Consider the following 15,211-nt stretch of genomic DNA (forward strand, 5'->3'; position numbering starts at 1 on the left):
GCCACGCCCTTCTTGGGGCCCGGCTCGGTCTGCAAAAAGGTTAGTGCAACTCACTCGCACAAGCAAGTTTCGGCGCCGATCAGGGCTCGTCGCGGGCGTAGAAAAGGGCTGCCCGGTTGAAGCAGAGTTCGTCCGTGACGACGTTGACGGTGCGGACCAATTGTTCGCCGGCGAGCGCGAAGGCGTCGACGATCTTCGTGTCGCCGTCGTCGTAGCGCAGGATTGCCGGGCCATGCCGGCCATCGCGCGGCACGGCCCATGAGGCAATGGTGTCCGGGCGGAGATAGCGGACCGGGCCGGTGCCGATGAGGGGGCCGTTGATCGGGGTAACGTCCTCGACAAGCACGCCCTCCGCATCGAACCAGGTCAGCTTGGGGGTCCCGTCGCAGCGCTCGGTGAGGTTCATGTCGGCATCGATCGTGAGGGACAGTCCGGCGATGGGGAGCGCGGACGCTGCCAGCGCCTCCCCCGAACCGTTGAGCCAGGCGTCGATGTCGGCCTGGTCGCTTTCCTCGCCGATCAGGCCGGCCTCGCCACTGGCCTGCGCGAAACCGACCAAATGCCAGTCGCCCTTCACGTCGACATGATGCATGCTGCGCCCCTCCTGTCGCTGCCATTCGCCGCCAGTGAACCTGCCCTAACCTAAAGCTGATCGAAGGGAAGCCAGATGATCCACCATGTGTCGGTCGGCACCAACGACCTCGAACGCTCGAGACGCTTCTATGACCCGGTGCTCAAGACCATCGGACTCGCGTTCATGGCTGCGGATGCGGAGGGCATCGGCTGGGGCAGCGGGCAGATGACCTTCAGCGTTCAGGTACCGGTGAACGGCGAGCCGGCGACGGTCGGCAATGGCAGTCACATCTGCTTCACGGCCGAGAGCCGTGCGATGGTCGACCGCTTTCACGCCACCGCTCTGGAGAATGGCGGATCGTCGGATGGTGAACCGGGCATCCGCGCGCAATATGATGACCATTATTATGGTGCATTCGTCCGCGATCCGGACGGTAACAAGATCGAGGCGGTCACCTACTCCGCGAAATGAGAGACATGCGCGGAACGCCGGCGGACGAATCCTGCGCCGGCATGAAGCGAGATCGAAAGTGGCGCGCCCGGCAGGATTCGAACCTGCGACCACAAGCTTAGAAGGCTAGTGCTCTATCCAACTGAGCTACGGGCGCTCGACCGCCGCATAGCGCGGATTGCGTGCGTGGGAAACCGCGATAGTCTGCCCGGCATGAGCATGGGGGATTCTGCCGCGCCGCGCGCGGTTTCGGCGGCGGATATCGCCGGGCGGCCGCTTCGTTACTTCGACTTCGTGATGGCGGCGTTCGTCGCCATCCTGCTGCTGTCCAACGTGCTGGGCGCGGGCAAGGTCGCGGTGGTCGATCTGCCCTTCATCGGCCTCTGGCCGTTCGGCGCGGGAATATTGTTCTTCCCCGTTTCCTATGTGATCGGCGACGTGCTGACCGAGGTCTATGGCTATGCCCGCGCGCGCCGGGTGATCTGGGCGGGGTTCGCCGCGTTGATCTTCATGGCGTTCATGAGTTGGGTCGTCGTCGCGCTGCCGCCCGCGCCCGAATGGGGCAACCAGGCCGCCTATGAGACGATCTTCGGCCAGGTGCCGCGTATCGTCTTCGCCTCGATGATCGCCTTCTGGGCGGGCGAATTCGTCAATTCCTATGTGCTCGCGCGGATGAAGCTGATCACCGGCGGGCGCCACCTGTGGGCGCGGACGATCGGCTCGACGATAGCCGGGCAGGCGGTCGACAGCCTGATCTTCTATCCCGCCGCCTTCCTCTTCGCGGAGGGGTGGACGACCGACCTAGTCCTTCAGGTGCTAATTACGCAATGGGCGCTGAAGGTGGGCTGGGAGGCGCTGTTGACGCCGGCGACCTATGTCGTCGTCGGCTGGCTTAAGGCGCGCGAGGGCCTCGACGTCTACGACGAGGCCACTGACTTCACGCCGTTCCGGACGCGGGTTTGACGGTGGCACCGCTGATCGCACTGGCGCTTCTCCAGACCGCCGCGGATGCGCCGGCGCCCGGCTTGGCCGAACGCGTCGCGCGCCAGCCGGCGGCGGTGCGCGCGTTCATCGATCGGCGCACTGGCTGCAATCACTGGGCAGGCGAGGAACCCTATGATGCGCCGCGGCGCAAGCAGATCGAGGCGGCGCTGGCCGATCTGCGCTGCGACCGGTTGGATGCGGACGAGGCCGCTTTGCTGCGCAGGTTCGGCGGCGATGCCGAAGTGCGGGCGCTGCTCGATGCGGTTCGCGACGAGCCGGGATCTTAAAAGTCCGCCGGCGGGGCTGCCGATAGCAGCCCCGCCGGGCAGGATCAGGCGCCGACGGCTTCCAGCAAGCCGGCGAACAGGCGGCGGCCATCGTCACCGCCATGGGCAGCCTCGATGCGGCGCTCGGGGTGGGGCATCATGCCCAGCACATTGCCCGCGGCGTTCAGCACGCCGGCGATGTCTCGCGCCGATCCGTTGACGGGCTCGGCATAACGGAAAGCGACGCGGCCTTCGCCCTCGAGCCGGTCGAGCGTCTCGTGGTCTGCGAAATAATTGCCGTCATGGTGCGCGACCGGCACGAGCAGTTCCTCGCCCGCGTCATACAGGCCGGTGAAGGCGCTCTGCGCGTTCGCCACCGTCAGCTTCACGTTGCGGCAGACGAAGCGGATGCCGGCATTGCGCATCAGCGCGCCCGGCAGCAGCCCGGCTTCGGTGAGGATCTGGAAGCCGTTGCACACGCCGAACACCGGCACCCCGCGGCCGGCCGCCTCGACCACCGCGCGCATCACCGGCGATCGCGCCGCCATCGCGCCCGAGCGCAGATAGTCGCCATAGGAGAAGCCGCCGGGCACGCCGATGAAGCCGACGCCGTCGGGCAGGCTCGCCTCACCATGCCACACCATGTCGGGGGCACGCCCGGTCACCGCCTCCAGCGCCACCGCGAGGTCGCGGTCGCAGTTTGAGCCGGGGAAGACGATCACCGCGGTCTTCATGCGCCGCGCTCGATGCGGTAATTCTCGATCACCGTATTGGCGAGCAGCTTGGCGCACATCTGGTCGAGCTCGGCATCGGTCAGCGCCGCATCATGCTCGATCTCGATCAGCTTGCCGGCGCGGACATCGTTGACGCCCGAGAAGCCGAGCCCTTCGAGCGCATGGTGGATCGCCTTGCCCTGGGGATCGAGCACGCCGCTCTTCAAGGTGACATGAATGCGGGTCTTCATCGCGCGTCCTTCGCCTGGCTGGAAAACGCCGCCCCTATGGCGCGGCTGGGGGCAGGGGGCAAGCCCGCGCCATCGGATCAGCGCGGGCGGCGCAGATAGCGGATGCGTCCTTCTCCCCGGTGAACGAGCAGTTCGTCGCCATCGATCTCGACGGGCGCGTCGCGAAAATCGAACATCCCCAGGTCGTTGGGCTCGAGCTTGAAGACCAGCGCGTTGCCCGCGGCGGGATCGATGCGGAATTCGGGGGAGACGATGCCGTGAACCGGCTCGTCGAGCCGGATCCAGCGCGGCATGCGGCTTTCGTCGGCGGGCAGCGTCCAGCCATCCTCCTGGGTGTAACCGGTTGCCGGCTCACCGCTGTCAAACCCCACCGTCACGTCGATGCCGGCGATTCCCTGTCCGTCGGGCCAGGTGACGCTGACCGACAACGGCCCAGTCGCCTGCAAAGGCGCCAGCGCGACGAACAGCGGCGCGACCGGATGCGGCTCGGTAGTGAAGCGCAGCATGTCGCCATGCCGCATCCAGCGGCCGCTCGCCCGCTCGTCGAGCGCACCGGCGCTCAGCGCATAATCGAAGGTGCCATCCGGATTGATCCGCAGCGCCGACAGTGCGTCCGGACCGAGCTGCGCATAATAGCGGCCGACGACGGGGTCGGCTTCGCGCGTGGCGGGCTCTTCCGCGGTGGCGGAAGCGGCGAGGAACAGGGCTGTCGCAGCGGCGAGCAATATGCGCATGGTGGCGATCATGGCGAATGGCGGTGGCTGGTGCCAGTGCCCTATCGCCGGTCATGATGCACCCCTATATCGCGGCCAGGCTTCGGGCGATCGAGGGAGTATGGCGATGGCCGGAAAGACGGGCGAAAAGGGTGTGAAACCGGTGTGGAAGTGGGTCGGTGTGGGGACAGTGCTCGCCGCTGCCGGGGCCGCCGCATGGTATGCGCGCGAGCGGCTGATCGAGGAAGCTCGCTTCCGGCTGATCGAAGAGGATGGCGACATCGAACTGCGCGACTATCCCGCGTTGCTTGTTGCCGAGACGATCGCCCCGGGTACGCGCCAGCCGGCGCTTTCCGAAGGGTTCGCACGGCTCGCTGCCTTCATTGGCGGCAAGGGCCGGGGCGGCGGCAGGATCGCGATGACCGTGCCGGTGCTGGCGGCGGAGGTCCCCGGCGGCTGGCGCAAGCGCTTCGTGATGCCCGCCGCGCAGACCCGCGCCACCTTGCCGGCGCCGCCCACCGGCGTCACCATCGCCAGCCTGCCCGAACGACGTGTGGCGGCAATCCGCTTCGGCGGCACGCCGGACGATGCCCGCCTGGCGGGGCGCGAGGAGGTGCTGCGGCGCTGGATGCACAAGCGCGGCCTGATCGCGCTTGGCGATGCCGAACATGCCTTCTACAACTCGCCCGCCATACCGGGGCCGCTGCGCCGCTCCGAAGTTCTGATTCCGACAGGATGACCCGCCGATGCTGAACGCCTTTTCCATCCTGATCGGCCTGGTCGCTGCGTTTCTCGCGGTCTTTGCCTTTCTTCCATTTCTCGGCTGGGCCTATTGGGCCATCATTCCGCTTGCGCTGGTCGGGCTGTTCTTCGGCGCGCTGTCGAGCAGCACGTCGGGCCGCAACCTCAACATCTTCGTCGTGCTGGTCGGCATCGTCCGGCTGATGATGGGCGGCGGGATCATCTGAGGCGCACGCCGCGCCGATTGAAGTGAAACGATATGACGGAACGTGAGACGGACCAGCGCCGGGGCATAGCGCTCGGCATCGGCGCCTATGGTATTTGGGGTCTGCTGCCCTTGTTCTTCAACGCGGTCGGCCATGTCTCGCCGTTCGAGGTGTTGGCGCAACGCGTCGTCTGGTCCTTGCTGCTGGTCGGGGCGCTGCTGGTGATGACACGCCGGCTCGGGGCGCTGGCGCGGGCGTTCGCCGATCGTCGCGCGTTGGCCATCCTCACCGGCAGCGCGACGCTGATCGCGCTAAACTGGCTCGTCTATATCTGGGCGGTGACCAACGGTCATGTGATCGCTTCCAGCCTCGGCTATTTCCTCAACCCGCTGCTCAACGTGCTGCTCGGCGTGTTGCTGCTGAAGGAGCGGCTTCGACCGATCCAGATGGGTGCGGTGCTGCTCGCCGGCTGCGGTGTCGCGGTGCTGGCGGTGGGCGCGGGCGAGGGGCTGTGGATCAGCGCGTCGCTTGCGCTGACCTTCGGTTTCTACGGCCTGCTGCGCAAGGTGGTGACGGTCGATGCACTCGAAGGGCTCGCTATCGAGACGGTGCTGTTGCTGCCGCCGGCGATCGCCTGCCTGGTCTGGCTGGGGATGGGTGACAACTTATCCTTCGGCGCTGACCCGTCGACGACCGCGCTGCTCGTCGCCGCAGGGCCGGTGACCGCGGTGCCGCTGCTGCTGTTCGCCGCCGCGGCGCGCCGCATGCCCTATGCGATGCTGGGGTTGCTGCAATATATTGCACCGACGCTGCAGTTCCTGATCGGCGTGTTCGTCTATCACGAGCCGCTGACCACCGCGCATCTGATCTGCTTCGCGCTAATCTGGTCGGGCCTGGCGCTGTTCGCGGTCGATGCCGTGCGCCATGCCCGCCGCATCGTGGTGCCGACCGCTGAACCCGCCGGAGCGGACCCGCAGGGCCACCCCGTGCGTTAATCCTTCCGCAGGGGCTGATTTCCGGTCCGGGAGACAGTCATGATCGGTAAGAAGGTGAAGGCCGCAGCGCTGGCACTCGTCGCGTCGCTTGGGCTAAGCGGCTGTTATGACGACGGCTATGGCTATGGCGGCCTGAATGTCGGCGCCGGCTATTATGGCGGCGGCTATTATGACGACTATTATGCGTCCGGCTATGGCCGCGGCTGGTATGATGGCTTCTATTATCCCGGCAGCGGCTATTATGTGTATGACCGCCGCGGTACCCGCCATCGCTGGCGCGACAGCGACAGGCGCTATTGGGAAGGCCGGCGCGAGGCCCGGAGGGATTGGCGCGACGGGCGCCGTGACGATCGCCGGGACTGGCGTGCCGGCAGGCGTGACGATCGCCGTGATTGGCGGTCGGGACGCCGCGATGACCGACGTGATTGGCGGGCGGAACGGCGTGATGATCGCCGGACGTGGCGCAACGAGCGCCGCACTGAACGTCGTGCCGACCGACCGACCGAACGGCGACCGGCATTGCGCACCGAACGACGCACGGAGCAGCGTCAGTGGCGCAGCCCGCGTAGCGGCACGACCCGCGTCGCGCCCAGTCCGCGGCGCGAGTTCCGTCGGGTTCCCAACCCGTAGGATCTGAAAAGAAAAAGCCCGGCGCCGCGTGGTGCCGGGCTGTCTCTTTTCGACTGCGGGCGATGCCGATCGATCAGCGGCAGCGCACCTCGCCGCGATCGACCTCGCGGCCGAGCAACGCGCCAAGGCCAGCGCCCAGCACCGTGCCGATCGTCTTGGAATCGCCCGGCGCGATGACGTTGCCGAGCACGCCGCCGCCGATGCCACCGATGATCAGGCCGGTGGTGCCGTCGTTGCGGCGACAATAATAGCGCCCGTCATTGCCGCGATAGACGCGCTCGCCGCGGCGCATCGTTCGTGCCTTGTAGTAGCGGCCGTCGCGATAATAGCGGCCGGCGTCATAGCGGCCGGTGCGCGGATCGGGGCGGTTGTAATCGTAGCGGTTATAATCGCGCCACGCGTCGCGGCGGGCATTGTTGCGGTCCCGCCGAGCCTCGCGCACGTCACGCTGATATTCGCGATCGGCCTTCCGCACGTCGCGGCGATACTCGCGCGCGTCCTGCGGGCCGGCAAGCGCCGGTGCGACCGGGGCGGCGATGGCGGCGAGCAGGGCCGCCACGATAAACGTCTTCATCTCGTCACTCCTCTGCGCGGCATCCTCAGACGCCGCAGGCATAAAGCGCGCGAACCGGCTTGTGGTTGCGCCGTTCGGAAAAGATCGTTTCGCAAGTGGAAGGCTGCCGACAGGCAGCCGCTTACATCAGGATGAAGCGGCGCGGCATGCGCTTGGGCACCTGCCGCGGCATCAGCCGGGACGCGCTGCTTGCGCGCGCAGTCGTCTGGCTCGCGCTTTCGGTGCAGGGTTGCTGGGCGCGCGCGCTCGACGGTGCCTGTGATCGGGGCGCATCAGCTATGGCCGACACCGGCATCAGCGCCGTAGCTCCGATCGCAAGAAAAAGAAGTCGCCCCATGGAGTCAGAATGGGCACAGGCGGCTGTACCTTTGATGAACAGCCCATGGAAGACCGGCCGATGCCCACGATCATTCTGCTGACTTTCTCCAATATCTTCATGACGACCGCCTGGTATTGGCATCTGAAGGGCGGCAACACGAAGCCGCTCTGGCTGGTGGTGCTGATCAGTTGGGGCATCGCCCTCATCGAATATTGCCTTGCCGTGCCTGCAAACAGGATCGGCTATGCGTCTGGGTGGAGCGCCGGGCAACTCAAGATCGTGCAGGAAGCGCTCGCGCTGATCGTGTTCGCCGGGTTCATGGTCTGGGTGCTGGGAGAGCCGCTGCACTGGCGCCACTTCGCTGCCTTTGGGTGCATCATGGCCGGCGTGGCTTTTTTGTTCGTCGGCCGCTGATCCGGGGTGGTAATAAATTATTAACCAACATAGATGAATGGAAGGCTTAGTATTGCGAATCGACAGCGTAACGGTCGGTGCGAAAAGGAAATTTTCCCAGAGCAACGAGGATGGTCGCGTGTCGGTTCTGTGCAAGCTTCGTGGGCATCTGCCCGACCGGGGAACTGCTCGTCATGACGGGCAGGATTATTGGACGAGTTGCAAGCGGTGCAACGCGCCGCTGATTCGGGCGCCGGACGGCTGGCGTGCGCCCACCGCTGAAGAGATGGCGGCACATCCGGGGCATAAGGCCGAAAGCGGGCGACTCGATGATGATGCTGGCGTGGTGCGCGGCCGATCGGACAACTGACCGCGGAAGTTCGAGCGCGATATTGTCGAGCGTGGGTATGCGCGGATAGGATAACGACGGGGGTAGCCGCCGATGCCAACCGTCGATGCCAGGGTTGATGCCTATATCGAACGTCAGCGCGATTTCGCGCAGCCGATCCTCCGCCATCTGCGCGCGCTGGTGCATCGCACCTGCCCGGATGTGGCGGAGACGCTCAAGTGGTCGTCGCCCGCCTTCGTCTATCGTGGCGAGATCCTGGCGGCCATGGCCGCATTCAAGGAACATGCAACCTTCGGTTTCTGGAAGGGCGAACTTGTCACCGGCGGCCGGGGCGAGGGTGCGATGGGCAGCTTCGGCCGGATCGTCGCACTGTCGGACCTGCCCGATGACGCGACGCTCGAGGCGTTCGTCACCAAGGCGATGGCGCTGGCCGATGCGGGCGTAAAGCAGCCGCGCGTGCTCAAGCATCCCAAGCCCCCGCTCGAGGCGCCCCCCGATTTTGTCGAGGCGCTCGCAGGCAATGCTGCCGCGAAAACGACCTTCGATGCGCTGCCGCCCAGCGGGCAACGTGACTATGTCGAATGGCTGAGCGAGGCGAAGCGTGCCGAGACCCGGGAGCGGCGGCTGGCGCAAACGGTTGAATGGCTGGCCGAGGGCAAGCCGCGCAACTGGAAGTATCAGAATTGCTGAGCGCAGGCAGCGCAGCTGCTATTTCGTCTTCTTGTCCGGCTTGATCAGTTCGACCGGCTGGAACTGGCCGAGCCCGCAGCTTGCACCCGGTGAGACCGGCGCGGTGCGTAGAACGGTGATGATGTCCTGCGAGCAGAGCTGGCTGAGCGAGGTACTGTACGAAAAGCGCTCCTCGAAGCCTAGTTGCGGACAGCTATAGGGCAGGGTGTTCCGGTAAACCTTCTTGCCGTTCATGTGGAAGTCGATCACCCGATCGCCATGCACGCGTGTCTGGCGGATCGAGCGCAACGGGATGCAGGAGACAGCGGCGCCGGTTTCCTTCGCGGGGGGCGGTGTATTGCGGTCGGCGGCGAGCAGCAGCGGCGTGCCGGCGGCAATGCCGGCGCAGGCAAGGAACTTGATAAGCCTGGTCATGGGTCAAACCTTTCTTGCCCCCGCGGCAAGCCTATCAAGGAAGCGCGAGTCGATCCTACCCCGATTTGGTATGGGCGGCACGAGACTGCATCGTTGCCTCTGACTTGGGCCTGAACGCGCAGAGATCCACAACGATGCAGCGCCAGCATTCGGGCCGCCGCGCCTTGCAGATGTAACGGCCGTGCAGGATCAGCCAGTGATGCGCATGCAGCCGGAAGGGTTGCGGCACCACTTTCTCCAGCTTCAGTTCCACTGCGAGCGGCGTCTTGCCCCTGGCCAGGCCGGTGCGGTTGCCGAGGCGGAAGAGATGCGTGTCGACCGCGAAAGTCTCCTGCCCGAACGCCACGTTCATCACGACATTGGCGGTCTTGCGCCCGACGCCCGGCAGTTTTTCGAGGGCGTCGCGATCTGCGGGCACCTGGCTGCCATGATCGCGGATCAACGCTTCCGACAGCGCGATGACGTTCTTCGCCTTGGCGTTGAACAGCCCGATCGTCTTGATGTGCTGCTTGAGGCCATCCTCCCCCAGCGCGACCATCTGCTCGGGGGTCGTCACCTCTTGGAAAAGCCGCTTGGTTGCCTTGTTGACGCCAATGTCGGTAGCCTGCGCCGAAAGCACGACGGCGACGAGCAACGTATAGTCGTTGACCGATTCCAGCTCGGTCTCCGGCGAGGGATTGGCCTCCGCCAGCCTACGGAAGAATTCGAAGATATCGGCCTTTTTCACGTTTGGCGCTTCACAGCCCGAGCACGTCGTTCATCGTGTAGCGCCCGGCCGGCCGGCCGAGCAGCCACGACGCGCCCTTGATCGCGCCGCGCGCGAAGATCGCGCGGCTTTCGGCACGATGGCCGAGCTCGATGCGCTCGCCCTCGCTGGCGAAGATCACCTGATGGTCGCCGGCCACCGATCCGCCCCGCAGCGCGGCGAAGCCGATCGCCCCTTCGCGGCGCGCGCCGATGATGCCGTCACGCCCGCGATCGGCGACCGCTGCCAGTTCCTCGTTGCGCCCCGCCGCCGCGGCTTGCCCCAGCAGCAGCGCTGTGCCGGAGGGGGCATCCACCTTGTGGCGATGATGCATCTCGACGATCTCGATGTCCCAGTCCGGCCCGAGCCGCGCCGCGGCATCGCGCACAAGTGCCGCGAGCAGGGTGACGCCCAGCGAGGTGTTGCCGGTCTGCAGCACCGGGATGGCGGCCGCGGCGCGATCGATCGCGGCGTGATGCGCGGGTTCGAGACCGGTGGTGCCGATCAGCAGCGGGGTTTTGGCGGCAACGGCGGCGGCAAGCGTCGCTTCCAGCGCGGCCGGCACCGAGAAGTCGATCAGCAGGTCGGCTGTATCGGTGAGCGCGGCGACGTCGCCCCCGGCATCGATGCCGCCCGCAACGCTCACCCCTGCCTCGTCCGCGGCGGCGGCGATCGCGCGCCCCATTCGTCCTGCCGAACCGATGATCCCGATCGCCGTCATGCCGCTCCCTCGCGTGAATATCGCCGTCGCTTTAGGGCAGGAGGGGCGCGCTGGACAGGGGGCGCGGCGAGACGGCGCAAACGGGCTAAACGGAGAAGCGGGTGCGGAACTGTCTCGATCGCCAGAGGGCGGACTTTCAGGGCGCGTTGCCGGTGTCTGCCAGCGTGCGCAAGGATCGGCTGCGCCGTGCCATCGCGACGGGCAAGATGCTCAACGCCGGCCAGATCTGCCTCGCGCCCGATTATATGCTCGTGCCGGAGGATCGTATCGATGAGGCGGCCGAAGGGCTGCGCCGTACGGCCGCGGCGATGTATCCGCGGCTCATCGACAATCCCGACTATGGGGCGGTGATTAACGGTTGTCATCACGGCCGGCTGGCCGCGCATCTCGACGATGCCCGTGCCAAGGGCGCTCGGCTGGTGGAGGTCAATCCCGCCGGCGACGATTTCGCCGCCGCCAACACGCGAAAGCTGCCCCTGACGCTGGTCCTCGATCCGGCGGACAGGATGAGGGTGATGCAGGAGGAGATTTTCGAGCCGATCCTGCCGATCAGGCCCTATCGCCGGATCGAGGAGGCGATCGCCTATGTAAACCGGCGCGACCGTCCGTTCGGGCTCTATTATTTTGGCACCGACCACGCCGAGGAACGGCTGGTGCTCGATCGTACGATCTCCGGCGGGGTGACCGTCAAGGACGTGCTGTTTAATGTCAGCAGGGAGGATCTGCCGTTCGGTGGCATCGGGGCTTCGGGCATGGACCATTATCATGGTCAGGACGGGTTTCGAACGTTCACCCACGCCGGAGCGGTTTATCGCCAGCCAAAGCTCGACATTGCCGCACTGGCGGGATTGAAGCCGCCTTATGGTGCCGCGCTGCGACGGAACGTGGCGCGTGAGTTCCGGTAAGCTGGCGTTCGCCTTCGCCAAATTGATGGCGCAAGCGGAACATCGGCGGCGGCGGTGATTTGTGCAGCCGCGAAGGCGGCGCACGAATGAGGGGGCGAGGACATGAGTGACAGGCAGAGCACGCGCGAGGGCTGGAGCTATGGCCGGGTCGCGGTGGTGATCGTGATGCTGATCGCGATCGTTGGCGTCGCCTCGCTGCTGACCGAACTTACCCGGCTGTTCATGCTGGTGTTCGCCGCAATCGTGATCGCGACCATCTTCGATGCGCTGGCGCGCAAGCTGTGCGATCTCACGAAAATTCCGCGCGGTTTGGCATTGTTGATCGCCGTCTTTGCCTTGCTCGGTATCTTCGTCGGCGTGTTCACCTTGTTCGGATCGCAGCTCGTCCAGCAGTTCGACACGATCCGCCAAAGTTTGCCGCCCGCCATCGCCAATGTGGAGGCACAACTCAACCGCTTCGGCATTGGCGATCAGGTGCGCAGCCTGTTCGATCAGGGCAGCAGTGATCTCAGCGCGCTCGCCACCCGTGCGGGCAGTTATGTGCTTGCGGCCGGCAGCGGCGTCGCCGATTTCGTGCTGGTGCTGGTCGGCGCGATCTTCCTCGCCAGCGATCCGGCGGTCTACCGCCGCGGGCTGGTGATGATGATGCCGCAACGGGCCGAGGGGCCGGTGGCGCAGGCGCTTGACGATGCCTCGCGGGGCTTGCGTGGCTGGATGATCGGCCAGGCGGTGTCGTCGGTGGTGGTCGCGCTGCTCACCTGGCTGGGATTGATGCTGCTTGGCGTACCGGCGGCGGGCGGGCTCGGGCTGATCGCCGGGCTGCTCGACGTGATCCCGATGGTCGGCCCGATCGTGGCCGGCATCCCGGCGGTGCTGCTCGCCTTCACCGTTTCGCCCGCTACCGCTCTGTGGACGATCGTGCTGTTCCTGATCATCCAGCAGATCCAGGGCAATTTCCTGCAGCCGATGATCCAGAAGCAGGCAGTAGACGTGCCGCCCGCGGTGTTGCTGTTCGCGGTGGTGGGCGCCGGCATGTTGTTCGGGGCGCTCGGCGTGCTGCTCGCGGCGCCGCTGACTGTCGTCGTCTATGTGTTCGTGCAGCGCATCTATGTGCGCACATTGCTGAACAAGCCGATCCGGATCGCCGGCGAGGGCTGATCGCGCAGCCTTTGCGCTAGTTCGGGCGTTGCAGACCCGAACCACAAGCGAAAGGATGCCGCGTTGAAGGCCTATATTCCCCTGATCGCTCTTGTCCTGCTCGGCGGCTGCGAAGTGTCGGTGAAGGAGCCCGACGCCGGTGGCGACGCGGCCGCTGCCGCACCGGCCGCCGCAGCGCCGAACCCGGGCGCGGCGCTGCTCTTCGCCGATGCCCCCGCCGACGCATCGCCGGCACCGGGCGCACAGGCCGATCCGCCGGCATTGCAGTTGCAGGTGGTGCTTGATCGGCTCGGCATCTCGCCGGGCGTGATCGACGGCAAGGAGGGTGCAAGCCTGAAGCTGGCGCTCCGCGGCTTCCAGGCATCGCGCGGGCTCACCGAGACGGGAACGCTCGACGACCCGACCCGCGCCGCGCTGGCTGAATGGAAGGATGTGCCGGCCACGCGCATGGTGCGCATTCCCGCCGCCTTCGCCGCCGGCCCGTTCGTGCCCAACCTGCCGCGCGAGACTTCGGCGCAGGCCGATTTTCCGGCGCTCGGCTATCGCAGCCTTATGGAGGCGCTGGCGGAGCGCTTCCACACGACGCCGGAGACGTTGGTCGCGCTCAACGGTCCGACGACGAAGGTGGGGGAGGGGCGGGTGATCCGCGTGCCTAACGTCGCCGACATCGATCCGGCGGCGCTGGGCGAGGATGAGCGCGGCTGGAACCGCACGCTGGTTACGTTGGCGGTGCCGCCGAAGCAGCCGGAAGCGACGCGCATCGTCGTCGACAAGTCCGAAGGCGTGCTGCGCGCCTATGGTGCGGACGACAAGCTGTTGATGCAGGCGCCGGCGACGATGGGCAGCGAACATGATCCGCTCCCGATCGGCACGTGGAAGGTGAACGGCGTCAGCCGCAACCCCGATTTCCACTATAACCCCAAATTGTTCTGGGATGTCAGCGATCACAAGGAAGACAAATTGATCAAGCCCGGGCCCAACAGCCCGGTAGGCGTGGTATGGATCGATCTGTCGAAGGAGCATTATGGCATTCACGGCACCAGTGAGCCGCAAACGATCGGCCGGTCAGAGAGCCATGGATGCGTGCGCCTGACCAACTGGGATGTCGCCCGGCTCGCCCAGATGGTGAAGGGCGGCATTACCGTGGTCTTCCAAGCATGACGACACCCGTGCCGCCCCCCGCCAAGGCGGTCCGGCGGCGCCGGCTGCTGATGGTGTGCGGCGCGCTGGCGCTGCTGCTCGTCATCCAGCTCGCCGCACGGATGCGTTTCGTCCCGGCGCCACCCGAGGCGCCGAAGGCGAAGGCGGCGCCGCAGCCCGACGCCGGGCCGGCTCCCGCGTCGGCAGCCAAGCGGCGGTTGCCGGTGGATCTGGCCGGGCCGATGGCCGTGCCGGTCGCGGGGGTTCGTCGGAGCGCCTTATATGATAGTTTCACAGAGGCGCGGTCGGGCGGACGCGTGCACGACGCGATCGATATTCTGGCGCCGGCCGGCACACCCGTTGTCGCTGCCACGGCGGGGCGTATCGAGAAATTGTTCGTCAGCGATCTCGGCGGCAACACGGTCTACATCCGCACGCCCGACAAGCGCTGGATCCACTATTATGCGCATCTGTCAGGCTATGCGCCGGGGCTCCGCGAGGGGATGGTGATTGCGCGGGGTGCGCCGATCGGCACGGTGGGTTCGACCGGCAATGCCGATCCAGCGGCACCACATCTGCATTTCGCCATTCATCATGCCCGGCCGGAGGAGCCCTGGTATCAGGGAGATGCGGTCAATCCATATCCGTTACTGAAGCGCGCTCGATAGGCGGCCGGTCACGCGGCGACACCGTTACGCGTATCGCCGGGGCGTCCGCCGCCACTTCGACGCGCTCCGGCGTGGGCTTTTCTTCGGCGAGATGTTCGGGGCGACCACGCGCCAGTGCATCGTAGGCACCGTCATCATAATAGACATTGCCATACCGGTCATAGCCGTAGCTGCCATCGCCCTCGGAGTAATCGGTCTCGGCAAGATGCGCGGCGATGCGCGCCTGCTCGCCTTCATACCAGCGCCGGAAAGGCGGTGGATCGCAGCCGATGCATGATCGGATCGGCGGCGCGGGTTCGATCGCGGCGACCGGTTGGGCGTCGGGCTGTGGCGAAAAAGGTTCATCGATCGCGGGCGGCTCCGCGATCGCCTTGCTGATGACGTCGCCGGTCGCAAAATTGCCCAGCATCGTGCCGAGCGTGGCGCCCACGACGACGATGGCCGTCAGGCGCCCGCAATGAAGAATGAGCCGCGTCGATCGATCCTGCATCGCCTGTCTCCGCCGCATTGCTGCTGAAAACCGGGCAACGCCGATGATGTTCCCGATCCTCGGCCCGTGACAAATCGCATTTGCTTGTTGGCAACGATCAACTCCCGGCCTAACGCGTCGCG

At 66.2% G+C, this 15,211-nt stretch carries 21 protein-coding genes, 1 tRNA gene and 1 pseudogene; 13 read left to right on the forward strand and 10 right to left on the reverse strand.

Going from position 1 to position 15,211, the window contains the following annotated elements:
• Nucleotides 1–79: 79 nt before the first annotated feature.
• On the reverse strand, nucleotides 80–592 hold the full coding sequence (locus FHS96_RS03630; RefSeq protein WP_429588013.1) for a hypothetical protein: 513 nt from the start codon (nucleotides 590–592) through the stop codon (nucleotides 80–82).
• 75 nt (nucleotides 593–667) lie between these two features.
• On the opposite strand from FHS96_RS03630, the gene FHS96_RS03635 reads away from it, so the two are divergent.
• Nucleotides 668–1,045 carry a VOC family protein gene (locus FHS96_RS03635; protein ID WP_429588014.1) on the forward strand — a complete coding sequence of 126 codons (378 nt, stop codon included), beginning with the start codon at nucleotides 668–670 and terminating at the stop codon, nucleotides 1,043–1,045.
• 59 nt (nucleotides 1,046–1,104) lie between these two features.
• Here the strand turns inward: FHS96_RS03635 and FHS96_RS03640 are convergent.
• Nucleotides 1,105–1,181: transfer RNA gene (locus tag FHS96_RS03640), tRNA-Arg, on the reverse strand.
• A gap of 29 nt (nucleotides 1,182–1,210) precedes the next feature.
• Here FHS96_RS03640 and FHS96_RS03645 point away from each other — a divergent pair.
• Nucleotides 1,211–1,987: a queuosine precursor transporter gene (locus FHS96_RS03645; protein WP_429588015.1), complete on the forward strand. Its 777-nt coding sequence runs from the start codon at nucleotides 1,211–1,213 to the stop codon at nucleotides 1,985–1,987.
• A gap of 2 nt (nucleotides 1,988–1,989) precedes the next feature.
• Complete coding sequence (locus tag FHS96_RS03650; protein ID WP_429588016.1) at nucleotides 1,990–2,295, forward strand: hypothetical protein; 306 nt, start codon at nucleotides 1,990–1,992, stop codon at nucleotides 2,293–2,295.
• Between the two features lie 44 nt (nucleotides 2,296–2,339).
• Here the strand turns inward: FHS96_RS03650 and purQ are convergent, their stop codons facing one another.
• From purQ to FHS96_RS03665, 3 genes are all read right to left on the reverse strand, one after another.
• On the reverse strand, nucleotides 2,340–3,008 hold the full coding sequence (gene purQ, locus FHS96_RS03655; protein WP_429588018.1) for a phosphoribosylformylglycinamidine synthase subunit PurQ: 669 nt from the start codon (nucleotides 3,006–3,008) through the stop codon (nucleotides 2,340–2,342).
• Nucleotides 3,005–3,238, reverse strand: a complete 234-nt coding sequence (gene purS, locus FHS96_RS03660; protein WP_429588019.1) for a phosphoribosylformylglycinamidine synthase subunit PurS — start codon at nucleotides 3,236–3,238, stop codon at nucleotides 3,005–3,007. Before purS ends, purQ begins: the two co-directional genes overlap by 4 nt.
• A 77-nt stretch (nucleotides 3,239–3,315) precedes the next feature.
• Nucleotides 3,316–3,984, reverse strand: a complete 669-nt coding sequence (locus tag FHS96_RS03665; protein WP_429588021.1) for a hypothetical protein — start codon at nucleotides 3,982–3,984, stop codon at nucleotides 3,316–3,318.
• Between the two features lie 94 nt (nucleotides 3,985–4,078).
• Here FHS96_RS03665 and FHS96_RS03670 point away from each other — a divergent pair, with 94 nt between their 5' ends.
• The 4 genes from FHS96_RS03670 to FHS96_RS03685 are packed head-to-tail and all read left to right on the forward strand — an operon-like array spanning nucleotide 4,079 to nucleotide 6,523.
• Entirely contained in the window at nucleotides 4,079–4,690 is a 612-nt protein-coding gene (locus FHS96_RS03670) for an SOUL family heme-binding protein (RefSeq protein ID WP_429588022.1), read from the forward strand.
• Between the two features lie 7 nt (nucleotides 4,691–4,697).
• Nucleotides 4,698–4,919 carry a hypothetical protein gene (locus tag FHS96_RS03675; RefSeq protein WP_429588023.1) on the forward strand — a complete coding sequence of 74 codons (222 nt, stop codon included), beginning with the start codon at nucleotides 4,698–4,700 and terminating at the stop codon, nucleotides 4,917–4,919.
• 32 nt (nucleotides 4,920–4,951) lie between these two features.
• Nucleotides 4,952–5,893 carry an EamA family transporter RarD gene (gene rarD, locus FHS96_RS03680; RefSeq protein WP_429588024.1) on the forward strand — a complete coding sequence of 314 codons (942 nt, stop codon included), beginning with the start codon at nucleotides 4,952–4,954 and terminating at the stop codon, nucleotides 5,891–5,893.
• A 39-nt stretch (nucleotides 5,894–5,932) separates the two neighbouring features.
• On the forward strand, nucleotides 5,933–6,523 hold the full coding sequence (locus FHS96_RS03685; RefSeq protein ID WP_429588026.1) for a hypothetical protein: 591 nt from the start codon (nucleotides 5,933–5,935) through the stop codon (nucleotides 6,521–6,523).
• A 73-nt stretch (nucleotides 6,524–6,596) separates the two neighbouring features.
• On the opposite strand, the gene FHS96_RS03690 is transcribed toward FHS96_RS03685, so the two are convergent.
• Nucleotides 6,597–7,097 carry a glycine zipper 2TM domain-containing protein gene (locus FHS96_RS03690; protein ID WP_429588027.1) on the reverse strand — a complete coding sequence of 167 codons (501 nt, stop codon included), beginning with the start codon at nucleotides 7,095–7,097 and terminating at the stop codon, nucleotides 6,597–6,599.
• A gap of 397 nt (nucleotides 7,098–7,494) precedes the next feature.
• On the opposite strand from FHS96_RS03690, the gene FHS96_RS03695 reads away from it, so the two are divergent.
• Entirely contained in the window at nucleotides 7,495–7,830 is a 336-nt protein-coding gene (locus FHS96_RS03695; protein ID WP_429589596.1) for a DMT family protein, read from the forward strand.
• Between the two features lie 421 nt (nucleotides 7,831–8,251).
• Nucleotides 8,252–8,848, forward strand: coding sequence for a YdeI/OmpD-associated family protein (locus FHS96_RS03700; RefSeq protein ID WP_429588029.1), 597 nt, complete (start codon nucleotides 8,252–8,254; stop codon nucleotides 8,846–8,848).
• An 18-nt stretch (nucleotides 8,849–8,866) separates the two neighbouring features.
• Here FHS96_RS03700 and FHS96_RS03705 read toward each other — a convergent pair whose 3' ends face one another.
• Genes FHS96_RS03705 through dapB form a run of 3 tightly spaced genes read right to left on the reverse strand, consistent with a single transcriptional unit; the run spans nucleotide 8,867 to nucleotide 10,728 of the window.
• Nucleotides 8,867–9,262: a hypothetical protein gene (locus FHS96_RS03705; RefSeq protein ID WP_429588030.1), complete on the reverse strand. Its 396-nt coding sequence runs from the start codon at nucleotides 9,260–9,262 to the stop codon at nucleotides 8,867–8,869.
• A gap of 55 nt (nucleotides 9,263–9,317) precedes the next feature.
• Nucleotides 9,318–9,989, reverse strand: a complete 672-nt coding sequence (nth, locus tag FHS96_RS03710) for an endonuclease III (RefSeq protein ID WP_429588032.1) — start codon at nucleotides 9,987–9,989, stop codon at nucleotides 9,318–9,320.
• A gap of 10 nt (nucleotides 9,990–9,999) precedes the next feature.
• Complete coding sequence (dapB, locus tag FHS96_RS03715) at nucleotides 10,000–10,728, reverse strand: 4-hydroxy-tetrahydrodipicolinate reductase (protein ID WP_429588034.1); 729 nt, start codon at nucleotides 10,726–10,728, stop codon at nucleotides 10,000–10,002.
• Between the two features lie 176 nt (nucleotides 10,729–10,904).
• On the opposite strand from dapB, the pseudogene FHS96_RS03720 reads away from it, so the two are divergent.
• The 4 genes and pseudogenes from FHS96_RS03720 to FHS96_RS03735 all read left to right on the forward strand — a co-directional run.
• A pseudogene (locus tag FHS96_RS03720) lies at nucleotides 10,905–11,633 on the forward strand (aldehyde dehydrogenase family protein); the annotation flags it as partial.
• A 102-nt stretch (nucleotides 11,634–11,735) separates the two neighbouring features.
• Nucleotides 11,736–12,791: an AI-2E family transporter gene (locus tag FHS96_RS03725; protein ID WP_429588035.1), complete on the forward strand. Its 1,056-nt coding sequence runs from the start codon at nucleotides 11,736–11,738 to the stop codon at nucleotides 12,789–12,791.
• A 63-nt stretch (nucleotides 12,792–12,854) separates the two neighbouring features.
• Complete coding sequence (locus FHS96_RS03730) at nucleotides 12,855–13,952, forward strand: L,D-transpeptidase family protein (protein WP_429588036.1); 1,098 nt, start codon at nucleotides 12,855–12,857, stop codon at nucleotides 13,950–13,952.
• Entirely contained in the window at nucleotides 13,949–14,599 is a 651-nt protein-coding gene (locus FHS96_RS03735) for a M23 family metallopeptidase (protein WP_429588037.1), read from the forward strand. The genes FHS96_RS03730 and FHS96_RS03735 overlap by 4 nt, the downstream gene beginning before the upstream one ends.
• On the opposite strand, the gene FHS96_RS03740 is transcribed toward FHS96_RS03735, so the two are convergent.
• Entirely contained in the window at nucleotides 14,565–15,089 is a 525-nt protein-coding gene (locus FHS96_RS03740; protein WP_429588038.1) for a hypothetical protein, read from the reverse strand. The two genes, FHS96_RS03735 and FHS96_RS03740, sit on opposite strands and share 35 nt — an antisense overlap.
• Between the last annotated feature and the right edge of the window lie 122 nt (nucleotides 15,090–15,211).

This window comes from Sphingomonas zeicaulis (genome assembly GCF_050433225.1).
Classification (GTDB): Bacteria; Pseudomonadota; Alphaproteobacteria; order Sphingomonadales; family Sphingomonadaceae; genus Sphingomonas_D; species Sphingomonas_D zeicaulis.